This is a genomic window from Halopseudomonas sp., assembly GCF_047631575.1.
GTDB lineage: Bacteria > Pseudomonadota > Gammaproteobacteria > Pseudomonadales > Pseudomonadaceae > Halopseudomonas.
In genome coordinates this window covers 256,903-271,562 of record NZ_JBLIAB010000004.1, presented here as the reverse complement: position 1 = coordinate 271,562, position 14,660 = coordinate 256,903, and the positions used below count along the sequence as shown (strand labels likewise).

Below are 14,660 nucleotides of genomic sequence, written 5' to 3'. Positions count from 1 at the left end.
ATTTTTGACATAAGATCAATCCACGCGCTACCCAGCATCTTAGCCCCAGCAACGCCAGGACGACCCATGAACAGCCTTTACACCGCCGCCCACCAGCAGGACCTCAGTCTCGATGAGTTCTGGATGCCCTTCACCGCCAACCGCCAGTTCAAGGACCGACCGCGCTTGCTGGAGAGTGCCAAAGGCATGTTCTACACCGATGTCGAGGGCCGTCAGATCATTGATGGCACCTCCGGACTCTGGTGCTGCAACGCAGGCCACGGGCGTCAGGAGATTACCGAGGCTGTGGCTCGTCAACTCAGCAAGATGGATTTCGCACCGACCTTCCAGATGGGCCATCCACTGCCATTTCAACTGGCCGAGCGTCTGGTAGACATTGCTCCCGAGGGCCTGAACAGGGTGTTCTTTACCAACTCTGGTTCAGAGTCGGTGGACACTGCACTGAAGATCGCTCTGGCCTTCCATAGAGCCCGAGGCGAAGGCACTCGTACCCGGCTGATCGGCCGCGAGCTGGGCTATCACGGCGTCGGTTTCGGCGGCATTTCAGTCGGCGGCATGGTCAACAACCGCAAGGCCTTTGGCGTGCAACTGCCCGGCGTGGACCACCTGCCGCATACGCTGGATCTGGAGCGCAATGCCTTTTCCCGCGGGCTGCCCAAGCAGGGTGCCGAACTCGCCGATCACCTGGAGCGCCTGGTCAATCTGCATGGCGCCGAGAATATCGCTGCCGTTATTGTTGAGCCCATGTCCGGCTCTGCCGGCGTCATTTTGCCACCCCAGGGGTATCTCAAGCGCCTGCGAGAGATCACCGAGAAGCATGGCATTCTGCTGATTTTTGACGAAGTGATCACCGGCTTTGGCCGGGTCGGTTCGCCATTCGCCGCGCAGCGCTGGGAAGTCATCCCCGACATCATGACCACGGCCAAGGGCCTGACCAACGGCGTCATTCCAATGGGTGCGGTGTTCGCCAGCGAGACCATTCAGGACGCGTTCATGCATGGTCCAGACGGTATCATTGAGCTGTTCCATGGCTATACCTATTCAGGTCACCCGGTCGCCGCGGCGGCTGCCCTGGCAACGCTGGATATCTACGCTCGCGATGGCTTGCTGACCCGCATCAGGGAGCTCGAAATCTACTGGCAGGAAGGGCTCCACAGCCTGAAGGGCTTGCCCCATGTGATCGATATTCGTAACACCGGCATGGTCGGCGCCGTGCATCTGGCGAGCCGCGATGGTGCTCCCGGCAAACGCGGCTACGACGTATTCGAGGCCTGCTTCTGGGATGGCCTGATGGTGCGCAACAGCGGCGATATTATCGCGATGGCGCCGCCACTGATTGTCGAGAAGAGCCATATCGACCAGATCATCAATACCCTGGGCGACGTGATACGCCGCATCGCATAAACAAGCTCCCATTGCGACACACACAACCCATTCAACGTTTATTTGAAACTGGTGACCCAATGACTCTGCAACTGACTCACTTTATCAACGGCACGCGCACGGCAGCTAGTGCGCGCACCCAGCCATTATTCGAGCCCGCCACTGGCGAAGAGCGCGGCCAGGTGTCACTGGCCAATGTCCAGGAAGTGGAGCAGGCGATAGCCGCTGCCAAGGCTGCGCAGCCAGCGTGGGCCAAGACTACCCCGCTCAATCGTGCGCGTATTTTGTTCAAGTACAAGGCATTGATTGAAGCCCATGCCGATGAGCTGGCCGAGCTGATTACCCGTGAGCATGGCAAGGTATTTGACGACGCCAAAGGCGAATTAACCCGCGGACTGGAAGTGGTGGAGTTCGCCTGCGGTATTCCGCATCTGCTTAAAGGCGAACATACCGAACAGGTCGGTGGAGGTGTCGACGCCTGGACGGTTAACCAACCTCTGGGCGTCTGCGCCGGTATTGCCCCATTCAACTTCCCGGCAATGGTGCCAATGTGGATGTTCCCGATCGCAATTGCCTGCGGCAACACCTTCATCATGAAGCCGTCGGAAAAGGACCCCAGCGTACCAATGCGGCTAGCCGAACTGCTCACCGAAGCCGGATTGCCTGATGGGGTAATGAACGTCGTCAACGGTGACAAGGAAGCCGTTGATGTACTACTGAGCCATCCCGACGTGCAGGCAGTCAGCTTTGTTGGCTCGACGCCCATCGCCGAATATATCTATGCCACCGGCTGTGCCAACGGCAAGCGAGTCCAGGCTCTAGGCGGCGCGAAGAACCACATGCTGGTCATGCCCGATGCGGATCTGGATCAAACCGTGAACGCGCTTATGGGGGCGGCTTATGGCAGTGCCGGCGAGCGCTGCATGGCGATCTCGGTGGCTGTCGCAGTGGGCGACGAGGTAGCTGACAAGCTGGTCGCGGCGCTATCGCCCAAGGTCAAGGCACTCAAGATCGGCAATGGTCTGAGCGCCGGCATGGAAATGGGACCGCTGATATCCGCTGCGCACCGGGCTAAGGTCAGGGGATTTATCGATCAGGGCGTAACCGAAGGCGCCGAGTTGGTAGTCGATGGTCGGGACATTACCGTACCAGGACTGGAAGGTGGCTTTTTTATGGGCGGCTGTCTGTTCGACAAGGTCACTTCAGGCATGACCATCTACCAGGAAGAGATCTTCGGTCCTGTGCTGTGCATTGTGCGCGTGCCCGATTACGCGACCGGCGTCAAACTGATCAATGACCACGAGTACGGCAACGGTACCGCGATTTTTACCCGCGACGGCGATGCGGCAAGGCAGTTCTGCAATGAAATCCAGGTCGGTATGGTCGGCATCAATGTACCGATCCCCGTGCCCATGGCCTTCCACAGCTTTGGTGGCTGGAAGCGTTCACTGTTTGGCCCCCTGCACATGCATGGTCCGGACGGCGTGCGTTTCTATACCAAGCGCAAGGCAATCACCTCACGTTGGCCCACGGGTATCCGGGGCGACGCCGAGTTCAACATTCCGACAATGAAGTAATCACCTATGTCCATAGAGAACATCGTCGACTTTACCACCGCACCCACTGAAGCCGAGCACTACCGCCCCGACCCGGCCAAGGTAATCGCCGGTGATCCGGCGCAATCAGTATGCAACCATTACAGCAGTCCTTGCGGCCAGTTTTCCAGCGGAACCTGGGAGTGCGTGCCCGGCCACTGGACCGTGAGCTACAGTGAACATGAGTACTGCGAGATACTCGAGGGCGTATCGATACTGCATGATGATCAGGGCGGCAGTCGCCCCCTGGGTAGTGGTGACCGATTCGTTATTCCCGCCGGCTTCACCGGCAGCTGGGAGGTAATCGAGCGCACCCGCAAGGTCTACGTGATTTTCGAGCCACCGATCCGCTGAGCAACAGTCAAGGCTTCGGCATAACGGCTACAAAACGAAATCGACATGGTCTAAACGTGACCCAGCGGTTACAGTTCTCGTCAGCTTATGCATTCGAAGAACAATTCAGCGCCCTGGTCGGCACACGTGTCGCGAGAGATTGCCAGCCTCAGGCTGGCACGGGCGCCGGATTTCTGTCAGGAGTCATGCCAGATGTCGCGCTTGCCAGTCATAGTTGGATTTGGTGGCTACAACGCCGCCGGTCGTAGTTCCTTTCATCACGGATTCCGTCGCATGGTGATTGAGTCCCTGCCCGCCGCTGAGCGTCAGGAAACTCTGGCCGGTCTTGCGGTGCTGATGAAACTGATCAGGGTTGAAGATGATCAGTATCTGGATGCTGATGATCAAATACTGACGCCGGCCGTCATCGAGACCCGCTTTGGTCCACAAATCCTGCAGGGTACCCTGGTGCGCCGGATCGAGAAGCGACATCTGGATGTAGATGCAGCCCACTGGCAAAAAAATCTGACCATCACCGGCGAAGCCGGCAAACCCTTCTCTTTCATTACTCTGGCAAAGCAGCTACCCGAACCGCTACCTACCGACTGGGTCATCGAACCGCTGAACGATAACGAAGTCATGGTGACGGTCTATGACGGTTGCGACATCAAGGTCGACAGCTACCGGTCATTGCCGGTGAAATCCGCGGGTCAGCTGCCCAGCGGCTTCGAACCCAGCGAGCATTACGCCTCGCGCTTTCACCCCCGCGGCCTGCAGATGACGATCCTCGCGGCCACCGACGCGCTGCGCTCGACCGGTCTGCCCTGGCAAACCATTGTTGACAGCGTACAGCCTGACGAAATTGCGGTATTTGCCAGCAGCGCGATGAGCCAGCTGGACGAAAACAGTTTTGGCGGTTTGATGCAGTCGCGCCTGAAGGGCGGCCGGGTCAGTGCCAAGCAGCTAGCTCTGGGCCTCAACAGCATGCCCGCGGACTTTATCAATGCCTACATTCTCGGCAGCGTAGGCACAACGGGCGCGATCACCGGCGCCTGCGCGAGCTTTCTGTACAACCTGCAGAAAGGCACCGAAATGATCACCAGCGGTCGTGCCCGGGTGGTGTTGGTAGGCAACGGAGAAGCGCCGGTTACTCAAGAGTGCATCGAGGGCTATGGTGCGATGGGGGCGCTGGCTACCGAAGAGGGGTTGCGCAACATCGAGGGTCAGCCAGACGTTGATTTTCGCCGGGCGAGTCGTCCGTTCAGCCAAAACTGCGGCTTCACCCTGGCTGAATCAAGCCAGTTCTTCCTGTTGATGGACGACGAGCTGGCCATGCAGCTGGGTGCCGATATCCATGGCGCCGTTCCAGACGTATTCATCAACGCCGACGGGTTCAAAAAATCGATCTCCGCACCGGGGCCGGGAAATTACCTGACCATGTCCAAGTCGATTTTCAGCGCGATGCAGATCGTCGGCGAAGACGCCGTGCGCCAGCGCAGCTTTGTGCATGCACATGGCTCAAGCACGCCCGCGAATCGGACCACCGAGTCAGAGCTGCTTGACCGTGTAGCAGGTGCATTTGATATCCGCGATCTGCCACTCACGGCAGTGAAAGCCTATGTTGGTCACTCGCTGGCCAGCGCCAGTGCCGACCAAATGGCCTCTGCACTGGGCAGCTTCAAATATCAGATCATCCCTGGGATCAAAACCATTGATGCGGTAGCCGATGACGTACACCGCGAACAGTTGCGCATCAGTATCAGCGACGTGCACCGCAGCGACCAGCCACTGGAGGTCTGCTTCATCAACTCCAAGGGATTTGGCGGCAACAATGCCAGCTGCGTGGTGCTCGCCCCCAGCGTGGTCGAACGTATGCTGAAGAAGCGCTATGGCGATACTGCCTATGCCGATTACAGCACACGCCGGGAGGCAACCCGCGCCGCTGCCCATGCGTACGATCAGAAGGCACTCAAGGGCCAACTCGATGTGATCTACCATTTTGGTCAGAACATGATCGACGACAGTCAGATTGAAATCAACGGCTCGCAAATGCACATTCCAGGCTTTAACCGGCCTTTGGTGTTTCGCAAGGACGATCGTTTCAAGGATATGCTCTGAGCAAGTGCAAGCAGGCCATCCCCTGCAATTGCTGCCGGGGATGGCCCTGATTCTCAGCGCTTGGCGCGGGCAGCCGCAATAAACGCGGCCATCGCTGCATTCCTGTCCGCTTCGACCTTCTGCACATTCGGGTTCTCGGCCAGCTTGGCCTGCAACACGCGGGCTTCTGGTAGATCAGCCAACAGGTCAAGGTCAAACAGCTTCTTGGCTACGGCGCAGGCTAAATCTAGACTGTACAGGAACATAAGGTCGGCAATAGTCATCTCACTCCCCGCTACGTAAGGGGCAAACTTGCCATGACGCTTGAGTGTCGCGATGCCGGCGAGCAGATCGGCTTTGGCCTTGTCCTTGACCTGCTGGTCCACCTTGCCGCCAAAAAACACTTCCGCGTGGCAGGTACGTGCCGGCAATTCCAGGTACAGTTCGATTTCCTTGGTAAGGGCGCGGACAGTGGCTCGCTCGAACGCATCCTTGGGCAGCAGTGACTTGCCACCCTGAGTTTCTTCGATATATTCGAGAATTACGTTGGTCTCGCTGACAAAGCCGTGCTCGGTTTCCAGGCTGGGCACCTTACCGCGGGGGCTGATGGCCAAAAAATCCGGTTCCTGGCTGGGGTGAACCACATGCACTTCGAAATCAACGCCTTTCTCGAGCAGCGCCAGTTTGACCATGTTGAAATAGTTACTGACGGCAAATCCATGAAGCTTGAGCATGCAAAACTCTCCTGCAAGGTGGGTATTATTTTATTGTGCACCCGTTGTAGCGGTGTAGCAGTAAATAATCCAGCGGCATAAGCTGGCTGAATGCCCATGCAGTGATAGCAGACAGACAATATTCACTGTGCGGTCGGGGGCCTTTTACGGCTAGACTACAAACTGAACATCCAATAAAAGGTAGTGCCGACCATGCTCAAATCCGCCGAGATCGACGAAATCAACCTGCTCAACAAATTCAATCTGGCCAGCTCCCTGGAGGGCTTGAAGATCCACCAGCACGAGGCAGCACAGGACGTGGTTGCGGCGGCAGAGCGCCTGCACGCGCGAGGGTTGACTACGCAGCCCGATGGCGGCTACCTGACCAGCCTCGGCTTGGACGCGGCAGAACACAGCCAGGCATTGCTGACGATTCTGCGCGCCGACTGAGAGCGGTGAATCGATCATGGCCCTGAGTGGAGAAATCCAACCACAGATAGCCGAGGGCATCGACCGCAAGGCGCTGACCACCTTGCGCAATCGCTTTATGGGCATCAACAGGAGTCGCCTGCAGCGGGTATTGCAGGCGCTGCCTTCACGTCAGTACAACGTGCTGCAGTTGATACCACTGCTATTTGATGTCAATCATCCGTTACTGCCCGGCTACATCTCGCGTCTCACGCCCCACGGGCTTGCTGCCTACGTGCCAGACCAGAATGTCCTGCTCGGCGCACAGGCCCTGACCCGAAGCTTCAGTTATCGGCGCCACCCAGCTGGCTTCACCGCCGAGATCCAAGCGCTGTATCTGATGGGGAGCGGCGGCACCATCGCCCAGTCGGACCAGAGTGACCTGGATATTTGGGTGTGTCATACACCTACGTTATCCACTGGCGCCATCGCGGAGCTGGCTGCCAAGTGCCAACAGATCAGCGACTGGGCCATTACTCAGGGCTGCGAAGCGCACTTCCATCTGGTCAATCCTGCCTCGTTCAGTCTCGGTGATCGCGACAATGCTCTGAGCATCGAAGATTGTGGCAGCACCCAGCACTATCTTTTGCTGGACGAGTTCTACCGGACCGCCATATTACTGGGCGGTCGCTTCCCACTATGGTGGCTAGTACCCGCCTATGAAGAAAAGCATTACGTCAGCTTTACGCGACAACTGATAGACAAGCGTTTTATCCGGGAGCAGAACAGTCTCGATCTCGGACACATGGCGCGCATACCCGCCGGGGAGTATGTCGGCGCCGGACTATGGCAGCTGTTCAAGGGTATTGAGTCACCCTACAAGTCCGTGTTGAAGCTGCTTCTAACCGAAGTCTATGCTGGAGAGCACCCCGAGGTGAGCTGTCTCAGTCTGGATTTCAAACAGGCGGTATACGCTAACCGTCTTGCCCTAGATGAGCTCGACCCCTATGTCATGCTCTACCGGCGCATAGAACGCTACCTGCTCGACCGCAAGGAGAATGAACGCCTCGAACTGGTCCGTCGCTGCCTGTACATCAAGGCGGATGTCCACCTGAGCAAACGCATCGGCAGTCTGGGCTGGAAACGCAGCCTGATGGAAAAACTGGTCAGTGAATGGCACTGGGACACACGACAGCTGCAGCAAATGGATAACCGTCATCTCTGGCGGGTCGGTGAGGTGACCCGGGAGCGCCAGCAGTTGGTCAGTGAACTGACCCACAGCTATCGTTTTCTTGCCCAGTTCGGACGTAGCAATGACGTTATCAACCAGATCAACAGCCGGGATCTGTCCTTGCTTGGCCGCCGCCTGTACGCCGCTTTCGAGCGCAAGGCGGGTAAGATCGAAGTGATCAATCCGGGCATTGCACCCGATCTCAGTGAGCCGCTGATGACCCTCGCACAGCGCCATGGCAAAGACCAGGTGCAGGCCAGCTGGAGTCTTTTTCGGGGCACGCTTGGCCAAAACGAGCTGAACGACCATATACCACTCAAGTACACCCGCCATCTGATCGAGCTGATCGCCTGGGCACACCGCAATGGTCTGGCCGATGCGAGCACGCGTATAGCCGTGCACCCGGGTGACAGCGCATTGAGCGAATTCGAATTGAATAGCCTGCTGGCTACTCTGCGTCAACACTTCCCCCTGCCGCTGCCTGCATTGACAGAAATCGCACTGTCGCGCCCCAGCCAGCCGTGCCAATCACTGCTATTGATCAACGTGGGCCTGGACCCTCTACCGCTGACCAGCCAGAAGAATCTGCATCTTATTAGCAGCCATACCGACGCTTTGGGCTACTCGGGGCTGCGTGACAACCTCATTTTGAGTATTGATCAGGTCACCCTCAATAGTTGGAACGAGCTTCAGGTCAGCCGGTTCGAAGGCGAGCAGGCGTGCGTCCAGGCACTGTGCGACTACCTGAACAAAGCCCACGAACACCGGCACCATCCGGACCTGCAAGTGGCCTGTTTCTGCCGCAATCGCTCCAGCGCCATAGCCGATCGGGTCGCGCAACTGTTCAAGGACGCCACCCGACAATTGCTCGTCGAGCCGCCGTCACGCTTTTTGCTACAGGTGCAAAACAGCTTCCAGATTCTCGAGCGCAAGGATGGGCTGATCGCCGTTACCCGGCTGGCTGACCGGGACCGTCTGATGCGCTACCTGGGCACCGGCCGTCATAATTACAGTCCTCTGGCGCTGGACCGGTTCGCCTTGCAGGGTCAGGATACGGCGTTAATACTGGGCCAGTCGCGCGTTGGCGAGACCAAGGTGTTCTACCGTCTGCTTCCCAACCGCCAGGCAGAGATTAGCGTGCTGGACGAACTCGGCGCACTGTGGCGCACGCGGCAACCCTGCAGCAACGAACAGACACTGCTGCTACCCTTGCTCCGTTTTTTGCACAGTATTGGTCTGCGCAGACAGTTCAATCAGAGCCTGGAAGCCAGCCTACGACAAGAACCGTTATCGATCTATGCTATTCGCCCTGCTGCAGACGGCCAACCGTTACGACTTGAATCACAACGGGTACCGGACCACGGCATTGAAACAGACTATTACGCGGTACAGGCGATTGCGGGACCGGGTGACGATCAGAGCCTGAAGGTCACCATCTTCTGCGGTCAAAAGGAGTTTTCCGAACTGGATCATGGGGCAACCCTGTTTGGCGCGGCGGCCGAACATATCCTGCAGCAGCGCACCCGAACGGAAAAATACCCCTGTTACATAACGGATCTGGATCTATCCGCTATTGATCCAACCGGTAACATGCAGACAGTCAACTACCTGCGTTACCGTCAGCAACTCGAAGATGCGCTTAATACAGCGATGGGTATTGCGCGCAACTGACTATCTGCTCGCTGGCCGCGCTAGAGCTCGACTTGCATGACGCTGCTTGGCCAGCGCGGCAATCTGCCGTTGGCGTTCATCGCTGGCCATGGCCCACTCAAGGATCTCTGGCATCAGCCGTCCGCAACCTAGGCACTGATCGCCATCAAGACAGCAATTGCGCACACAGGGTGATGGCTGACGTCCGGCGTTTGACACCTACTCTTCCTCCAAGTCCAGTTCCAGCTCTTCACCGGTCAACTCGGCAAGAATCTGGCTCAACACCCTTTCCAGAGGCTCGTCGTCGCAGTCGTGAAGCCAGCCTTCATCAGGGACGTAACCAAAATGGCGCGTCGCATCCGGCGCGGTCAGCCAGACTTCCCGCGACGCTGGCTGCCGTCCGACAACCAGGCGGGGGCCCTCGGCCAGGATCAATACCAGCGACCCTTCTACCAGTTCCATATCTAGATCCAGTCCACTGGCATCCAGCGCGTGCTCGATTCGATCCTGCAGCAGATCGACCTGCCTGTTGAAATCAGCTTCGTTCAGTTCATGCATGCGGTTCTCTTCTCTTTGCTTCCAGCGCCGGTTCGGATGCGTCAGACCGGGCGGCTGGGTATACTGCCGTATATTGCCTGTATTTCAACAAGGATTTAATCATGAAGCATTCAATTCTCGTGCTGCTCGCGTTACTCGTTCTGGCTGGCTGCGGTCAGAAAGGGGCTCTTTACATGCCGGCTGAGAAGTCAGAAGAGCCACGCAGCCAAGCCGAAGAAGCGATGATTCAGCAGCCCACCGAGCGCTGAACGATCTGCTTACCCCCGTATACCTGAACATGAAGCCCATACCATGACAGCTTTTGATTACCGCGATGGCGAACTGTACGCCGAAGCTTTGCCGTTGTCCGCTATTGCCAAGCAGTACGGCACTCCCTGTTACGTTTACTCTCGCCAGGCCATAGAGCAAGCCTGGCTAGCCTGGGATCAGGCACTGGCCGGGACACCACATCTGGTCTGTTTTGCCATAAAGGCCAACTCCAATCTGGCTGTGCTGAACATTCTTGCGCGCCTGGGCGCTGGGTTCGATATTGTCTCCGGTGGCGAACTGGAAAGGGTTCTGGCCGCCGGCGGAGAGCCTGCGCGCATTGTTTTTTCAGGCCTGGGCAAGACGGCCGAAGAAATGCGTCGGGCGCTTGAAGTCGGTATTCTTTGCTTCAATGTCGAATCCATCGCCGAGCTGGAGCGCCTGCAAACGGTCGCCGCTGAGTTGGGCGTCAAGGCGCCGGTATCACTTCGGGTCAATCCTGATGTGGACGCCATGACCCACCCGTACATTTCGACCGGCTTGAAGGAAAACAAGTTCGGTATCGATATTGCCAGCGCGCCGCAAGTGTACCGCCGCGCCGCCGAATTACCGAACATCGACGTGCGCGGTGTAGATTGCCATATCGGCTCACAGCTGACTGACGATACCCCCCTGATTGACGCTCTCGACCGCCTGCTGACACTGGTCGATGAATTGGCCGAGCAGGGCATCAAGATCCATCACCTGGACCTGGGCGGCGGGCTGGGCGTGACCTACCGCGACGAAACGCCTCCATCACCGGCAGCGTATCTGGCCAAGGTAAAGGCACATCTCGGCGAACGTGATTTGACGCTGCTGTTCGAGCCCGGCCGTTCCATTGTCGCTAACGCCGGCGTGCTGCTTACTCAGGTCAATCTGCTCAAGCCAACCGAACACAAGAATTTTGCCATTATCGATGCCGCAATGAATGATCTGATCCGCCCTGCACTGTATAGCGCCTGGATGGGCATTGATGCGGTGCGACCCCGCGATGATGTGCCCGCTCTGGAATGGGACATCGTCGGCCCCGTCTGCGAGACCGGCGATTTTCTCGGTAAGGATCGCAGCCTTGCGCTTGCCGAAGGCGATCTGCTGGCCGTGCGTTCGGCAGGCGCCTATGGTTTTGTCATGAGCTCGAACTACAACACCCGACCGCGAGCGGCCGAGGTGATGGTCGATGGTAGCCAGTGCCACCAGATCCGCCGTCGTGAAGCCCTCAGCGAGCTATTCGCTGGGGAATCGCTGCTACCTGGGGTCTGACATGCTGCTGCGATTCACCAAGATGCACGGGCTGGGCAATGACTTCATGGTCATCGACCTGGTGACCCAGCACGCCCAGCTCACCCCCCGACTCATTAGGCTGTGGAGCGACCGGCATACCGGCATAGGGTTTGATCAGTTGCTAGTGGTAGAACCGCCGAGCAATCCAGAGATGGATTTTCGTTACCGGATCTACAATGCAGACGGTAACGAAGTCGAACAGTGTGGCAATGGTGCGCGCTGCTTCGCCCGCTTCGTGGTGGACAAGCGACTGACGGCCAAGTCCGATATCCAGGTAGAAACCGCCGGCGGACCTATTACCCTGAACATCCAGACGGATGGCCAGATAACGGTCAATATGGGCGCACCCAGGCTCTCGCCCGTCCAGATTCCATTCGCAGCCGAAACTGAATCAATTCTCTGCGAACTCGAGGTCGAGGACGAAACACTGCAGATATCTGCGCTATCAATGGGCAACCCGCACTGCATCACGCTGGTAGATGACGTGGATACCTACCCCGTCGAACGTCTAGGCCCGCTGATCGAGCGTCACATCCGCTTTCCAAAGGGCGTCAATGCTGGCTTCATGCAACTGGTCGATCGTCACCATGCCCGCCTGCGCGTATTCGAACGCGGAGTCGGCGAAACCCGCGCTTGCGGCACCGGCGCCTGCGCCGCAGCGGTAGCAGGCATCCGCATGGGGCATCTGGCCTCCCCGGTTCAGATCGAGCTGCCCGGTGGCAACCTGCAGATTGAATGGGCTGGTCCCGGTGAGCCGGTGATGATGACTGGCCCGGCCACTCGCGTTTACGAAGGACAGATACGTTTATGAGCGACAAGCCATTACATCCTGCGCATCAGCTTGATGCCCATACTGTTGCCGAGTACCTGCGGCTACATCCGGCCTTCTTCGCCGAATACGACGAGCTCTTGCCCGACCTGATCATTCCCCACCAATCAGGTCAGGCCGTATCGCTGGTAGAGCGTCAGGTCAAACTGCTTCGCGAGCGCAATATCGATGTGCGTCATCGCCTCGGCCAACTGATGGACGTAGCGCGTGAAAATGACCGTCTGTTCGAAAAAAGCCGGCGATTGATACTCGATCTGCTGGAAGCCCAGAGTCTGGAACAAGTTATTGCTAGCATTGAGGATAGCCTGCGCGATGACTTTCAGGTGCCCTTCGTCAGCCTAGTCCTGTTCAGCGAGGCACAGCGCTTCCCCAATGCCCGCTGTGTTAGCCATGCCAAGGCGCGCGAATCCATTGGGCATCTGCTCGATAGCGGCAAAACCCTCAGTGGCGTGCTGCGCCCAGACGAACTTGCTTTCCTGTTCGGTGAGCAGTCCGACCAGGTCGCGTCCACCGCTATTGCGCCTATTCAGCATCAAGGGTTGCATGGCGTGCTGGCATTGGGTAGTCGGGATGCCAACCATTACCGTAATGCTACCGGCACTCTGTTTCTGGGTTATATAGCCGACGCACTGGCCCGTGTGCTGCTGCGTCAGCGTCCCATCGCTGACGACGTCAGGGTGTAAGCAATGCCTGTCAGTGCACTGCAATCAGACCTGGAGGCCTTTCTCGCTCACCTGCAGCGCGAGCGGCAGCTATCCCCGCGCACCCTGCAGGCTTACCGGCATGACCTGGAAGGCCTACGCGACTTCCTCGACGCGCAAGACTGTCCGCGCTGGCAGGCCGTCGACGCCACGCACCTGCGTCTGTTTGTTGCCAAACGCCATCAGGCGGGCCTTTCCGGCCGTAGTTTGCAACGCATGCTGAGTGCCGTGCGCAGCCTGTACCAGTTCCTGATTCGCGAACAACTGTGCAAGCATAATCCGGCGGTAGACCTGCGCGCACCGCGCTCACCGCGCAAACTGCCCCGCGCATTGGATGCGGATCTGGCTTCACAGCTTCTCGACGACAGCAGCGACGATGACTGGCTTGCCGTCCGCGATCACGCGATGCTGGAACTGTTCTATTCGTCCGGCTTGCGTTTGTCGGAGCTGGCCGGCCTGGATATCAGCGAGCTCGACCTGCCCCAGGGTGAAGTACGGGTACTGGGTAAAGGCAGCAAGACACGACTGATTCCAGTGGGTCGTATGGCGCGTGAAGCCTTGCAGCGCTGGCTCGAGCTACGTTTACTCACCAATACGCCAGAACAGGCCTTGTTCATCGGCAAACAGGGGCGACGTCTTACACCCCGCGCGATTCAATTACGCGTGCGCCGCTGGGGCGTAACGCATATTGGCCAGAACCTGCATCCGCACATGCTTCGCCACTCCTTTGCCAGTCACGTGCTGGAGTCCTCCGGGGACCTGCGCGCAGTGCAGGAGCTCCTCGGCCATGCCGATATCAGCACCACACAGATATATACCCACCTGGATTTCCAACACCTGGCCCAGGTATATGATAAGGCCCATCCGCGCGCCAAGCGCAAGACGAGTACCTGATGATCCAACTGCTGACGTTCGACCTCGACAACACCCTATGGGAAACCGAGCCGGTGGTTATAGCCGCCGAGCAGACCCTGCTGCGTTGGTTTGACAAGCATGCTCCCCGGTTTACCCAGCAACTCGATAGCGCAGCACGCAAGGCACTGCGTCATGACGTACTGGCTGCCAATCCGGAGCTGCGTCATCGGGTGACCGCTTTTCGCCTGGCCATCATGGAACTGGGCCTGCGCCGTGCAGGCTATGACGCAGAGCAGGCGAAAGCGTTGACCCAGCAAGGCTTTGAGGTGTTTCTAGACGCACGCCATGCGTTGACGTTTTTTCCCCATGCCGAAGCACTCCTGGCGGAACTGAGCACGCGTTATCAGCTGGCTACCATCTCCAACGGCAATGCCGATGTGCGCAGGCTGGGGCTAGATCAATATTTCAGCGTGATCGTATCCGCAGACGAGGTCGGTCTGAGCAAGCCCGACCCGGCACCCTTTCTGCACGCACTGGAACGGGCCGGCGTCGAACCGGCGAACACGCTGCATATTGGTGATCACCCGGTGGATGATATCCAGGGGGCTCAGGACGTGGGCCTCCACACGCTCTGGTTCAACCGGCTGAAACTGGACTGGCCTGACCAGCCCAGACCCAGCGGCGAGGTAAGTTGCCTGAGCGAAATACCTGCCTGGCTGACCGCCTACACGGCTTGAAATC

General features: G+C 58.2%; 15 protein-coding genes. 12 read left to right on the top strand and 3 right to left on the bottom strand.

What is annotated here, in order from left to right:
• Nucleotides 1–66 precede the first annotated feature (66 nt).
• The 4 genes from ACJAXR_RS10105 to ACJAXR_RS10090 all read left to right on the top strand — a co-directional run bounded on the left by ACJAXR_RS10105 (nt 67) and on the right by ACJAXR_RS10090 (nt 5,429).
• Complete coding sequence (locus ACJAXR_RS10105) at nt 67–1,404, top strand: aspartate aminotransferase family protein (protein ID WP_415058131.1); 1,338 nt, start codon at nt 67–69, stop codon at nt 1,402–1,404.
• A 59-nt stretch (nt 1,405–1,463) separates the two neighbouring features.
• On the top strand, nt 1,464–2,960 hold the full coding sequence (locus ACJAXR_RS10100) for a CoA-acylating methylmalonate-semialdehyde dehydrogenase (RefSeq protein ID WP_415058130.1): 1,497 nt from the start codon (nt 1,464–1,466) through the stop codon (nt 2,958–2,960).
• Between the two features lie 6 nt (nt 2,961–2,966).
• Nucleotides 2,967–3,332: a cupin domain-containing protein gene (locus ACJAXR_RS10095; RefSeq protein WP_415058129.1), complete on the top strand. Its 366-nt coding sequence runs from the start codon at nt 2,967–2,969 to the stop codon at nt 3,330–3,332.
• A gap of 192 nt (nt 3,333–3,524) precedes the next feature.
• The gene (locus ACJAXR_RS10090; protein ID WP_415058128.1) at nt 3,525–5,429 is read left to right on the top strand and encodes a beta-ketoacyl synthase; all 1,905 of its coding nucleotides are present in this window, start codon (nt 3,525–3,527) and stop codon (nt 5,427–5,429) included.
• Nucleotides 5,430–5,482: 53 nt separating this feature from the next.
• On the opposite strand, the gene ACJAXR_RS10085 is transcribed toward ACJAXR_RS10090, so the two are convergent.
• Nucleotides 5,483–6,142: a glutathione S-transferase family protein gene (locus ACJAXR_RS10085; protein WP_415058127.1), complete on the bottom strand. Its 660-nt coding sequence runs from the start codon at nt 6,140–6,142 to the stop codon at nt 5,483–5,485.
• A 192-nt stretch (nt 6,143–6,334) separates the two neighbouring features.
• Here ACJAXR_RS10085 and ACJAXR_RS10080 point away from each other — a divergent pair, with 192 nt between their 5' ends.
• Both ACJAXR_RS10080 and ACJAXR_RS10075 read left to right on the top strand, forming a co-directional pair.
• The gene (locus ACJAXR_RS10080) at nt 6,335–6,571 is read left to right on the top strand and encodes a TIGR02647 family protein (protein ID WP_415058126.1); all 237 of its coding nucleotides are present in this window, start codon (nt 6,335–6,337) and stop codon (nt 6,569–6,571) included.
• Between the two features lie 16 nt (nt 6,572–6,587).
• Nucleotides 6,588–9,431, top strand: coding sequence for a class I adenylate cyclase (locus tag ACJAXR_RS10075; RefSeq protein WP_415058125.1), 2,844 nt, complete (start codon nt 6,588–6,590; stop codon nt 9,429–9,431).
• Here the strand turns inward: ACJAXR_RS10075 and ACJAXR_RS10070 are convergent, their stop codons facing one another.
• Nucleotides 9,432–9,545, bottom strand: coding sequence for a hypothetical protein (locus ACJAXR_RS10070; protein ID WP_415058220.1), 114 nt, complete (start codon nt 9,543–9,545; stop codon nt 9,432–9,434). It abuts the gene before it with no gap.
• A gap of 84 nt (nt 9,546–9,629) precedes the next feature.
• On the bottom strand, nt 9,630–9,968 hold the full coding sequence (gene cyaY, locus ACJAXR_RS10065) for an iron donor protein CyaY (protein WP_415058124.1): 339 nt from the start codon (nt 9,966–9,968) through the stop codon (nt 9,630–9,632).
• Nucleotides 9,969–10,069: 101 nt separating this feature from the next.
• On the opposite strand from cyaY, the gene lptM reads away from it, so the two are divergent.
• From lptM to ACJAXR_RS10035, 6 genes are read left to right on the top strand one after another with little or no spacing between them, the layout of a single operon-like run.
• Nucleotides 10,070–10,216 (top strand): LPS translocon maturation chaperone LptM, encoded by a 147-nt coding sequence (lptM, locus tag ACJAXR_RS10060; protein WP_415058123.1) that lies wholly within the window; start codon nt 10,070–10,072, stop codon nt 10,214–10,216.
• A gap of 43 nt (nt 10,217–10,259) precedes the next feature.
• Nucleotides 10,260–11,513 (top strand): diaminopimelate decarboxylase, encoded by a 1,254-nt coding sequence (gene lysA, locus ACJAXR_RS10055; RefSeq protein ID WP_415058122.1) that lies wholly within the window; start codon nt 10,260–10,262, stop codon nt 11,511–11,513.
• A 1-nt stretch (nt 11,514) separates the two neighbouring features.
• The gene (gene dapF, locus ACJAXR_RS10050; RefSeq protein WP_415058121.1) at nt 11,515–12,345 is read left to right on the top strand and encodes a diaminopimelate epimerase; all 831 of its coding nucleotides are present in this window, start codon (nt 11,515–11,517) and stop codon (nt 12,343–12,345) included.
• Nucleotides 12,342–13,046 carry a DUF484 family protein gene (locus ACJAXR_RS10045; protein WP_415058120.1) on the top strand — a complete coding sequence of 235 codons (705 nt, stop codon included), beginning with the start codon at nt 12,342–12,344 and terminating at the stop codon, nt 13,044–13,046. Before dapF ends, ACJAXR_RS10045 begins: the two co-directional genes overlap by 4 nt.
• An 18-nt stretch (nt 13,047–13,064) precedes the next feature.
• Nucleotides 13,065–13,958 (top strand): tyrosine recombinase XerC, encoded by an 894-nt coding sequence (gene xerC, locus ACJAXR_RS10040; protein WP_415058219.1) that lies wholly within the window; start codon nt 13,065–13,067, stop codon nt 13,956–13,958.
• The gene (locus tag ACJAXR_RS10035; RefSeq protein ID WP_415058119.1) at nt 13,958–14,656 is read left to right on the top strand and encodes an HAD family hydrolase; all 699 of its coding nucleotides are present in this window, start codon (nt 13,958–13,960) and stop codon (nt 14,654–14,656) included. The genes xerC and ACJAXR_RS10035 overlap by 1 nt, the downstream gene beginning before the upstream one ends.
• Nucleotides 14,657–14,660: the final 4 nt, after the last annotated feature.

Excerpts from the sequence above, each read along its gene's own strand:
- lysA (WP_415058122.1), top strand. The coding sequence starts at position 10,260 with ATGACAGCTTTTGATTACCGCGATGGCGAACTGTACGCCGAAGCTTTG.
- ACJAXR_RS10075 (WP_415058125.1), top strand. The coding sequence starts at position 6,588 with ATGGCCCTGAGTGGAGAAATCCAACCACAGATAGCCGAGGGCATCGAC.
- ACJAXR_RS10095 (WP_415058129.1), top strand. The coding sequence starts at position 2,967 with ATGTCCATAGAGAACATCGTCGACTTTACCACCGCACCCACTGAAGCC.
- ACJAXR_RS10080 (WP_415058126.1), top strand. The coding sequence starts at position 6,335 with ATGCTCAAATCCGCCGAGATCGACGAAATCAACCTGCTCAACAAATTC.
- ACJAXR_RS10105 (WP_415058131.1), top strand. The coding sequence starts at position 67 with ATGAACAGCCTTTACACCGCCGCCCACCAGCAGGACCTCAGTCTCGAT.
- lptM (WP_415058123.1), top strand. The coding sequence starts at position 10,070 with ATGAAGCATTCAATTCTCGTGCTGCTCGCGTTACTCGTTCTGGCTGGC.
- ACJAXR_RS10090 (WP_415058128.1), top strand. The coding sequence starts at position 3,525 with ATGTCGCGCTTGCCAGTCATAGTTGGATTTGGTGGCTACAACGCCGCC.
- ACJAXR_RS10035 (WP_415058119.1), top strand. The coding sequence starts at position 13,958 with ATGATCCAACTGCTGACGTTCGACCTCGACAACACCCTATGGGAAACC.
- ACJAXR_RS10070 (WP_415058220.1), bottom strand. The coding sequence starts at position 9,545 with ATGCCAGAGATCCTTGAGTGGGCCATGGCCAGCGATGAACGCCAACGG.
- dapF (WP_415058121.1), top strand. The coding sequence starts at position 11,515 with ATGCTGCTGCGATTCACCAAGATGCACGGGCTGGGCAATGACTTCATG.
- ACJAXR_RS10045 (WP_415058120.1), top strand. The coding sequence starts at position 12,342 with ATGAGCGACAAGCCATTACATCCTGCGCATCAGCTTGATGCCCATACT.
- ACJAXR_RS10100 (WP_415058130.1), top strand. The coding sequence starts at position 1,464 with ATGACTCTGCAACTGACTCACTTTATCAACGGCACGCGCACGGCAGCT.
- cyaY (WP_415058124.1), bottom strand. The coding sequence starts at position 9,968 with ATGCATGAACTGAACGAAGCTGATTTCAACAGGCAGGTCGATCTGCTG.
- ACJAXR_RS10085 (WP_415058127.1), bottom strand. The coding sequence starts at position 6,142 with ATGCTCAAGCTTCATGGATTTGCCGTCAGTAACTATTTCAACATGGTC.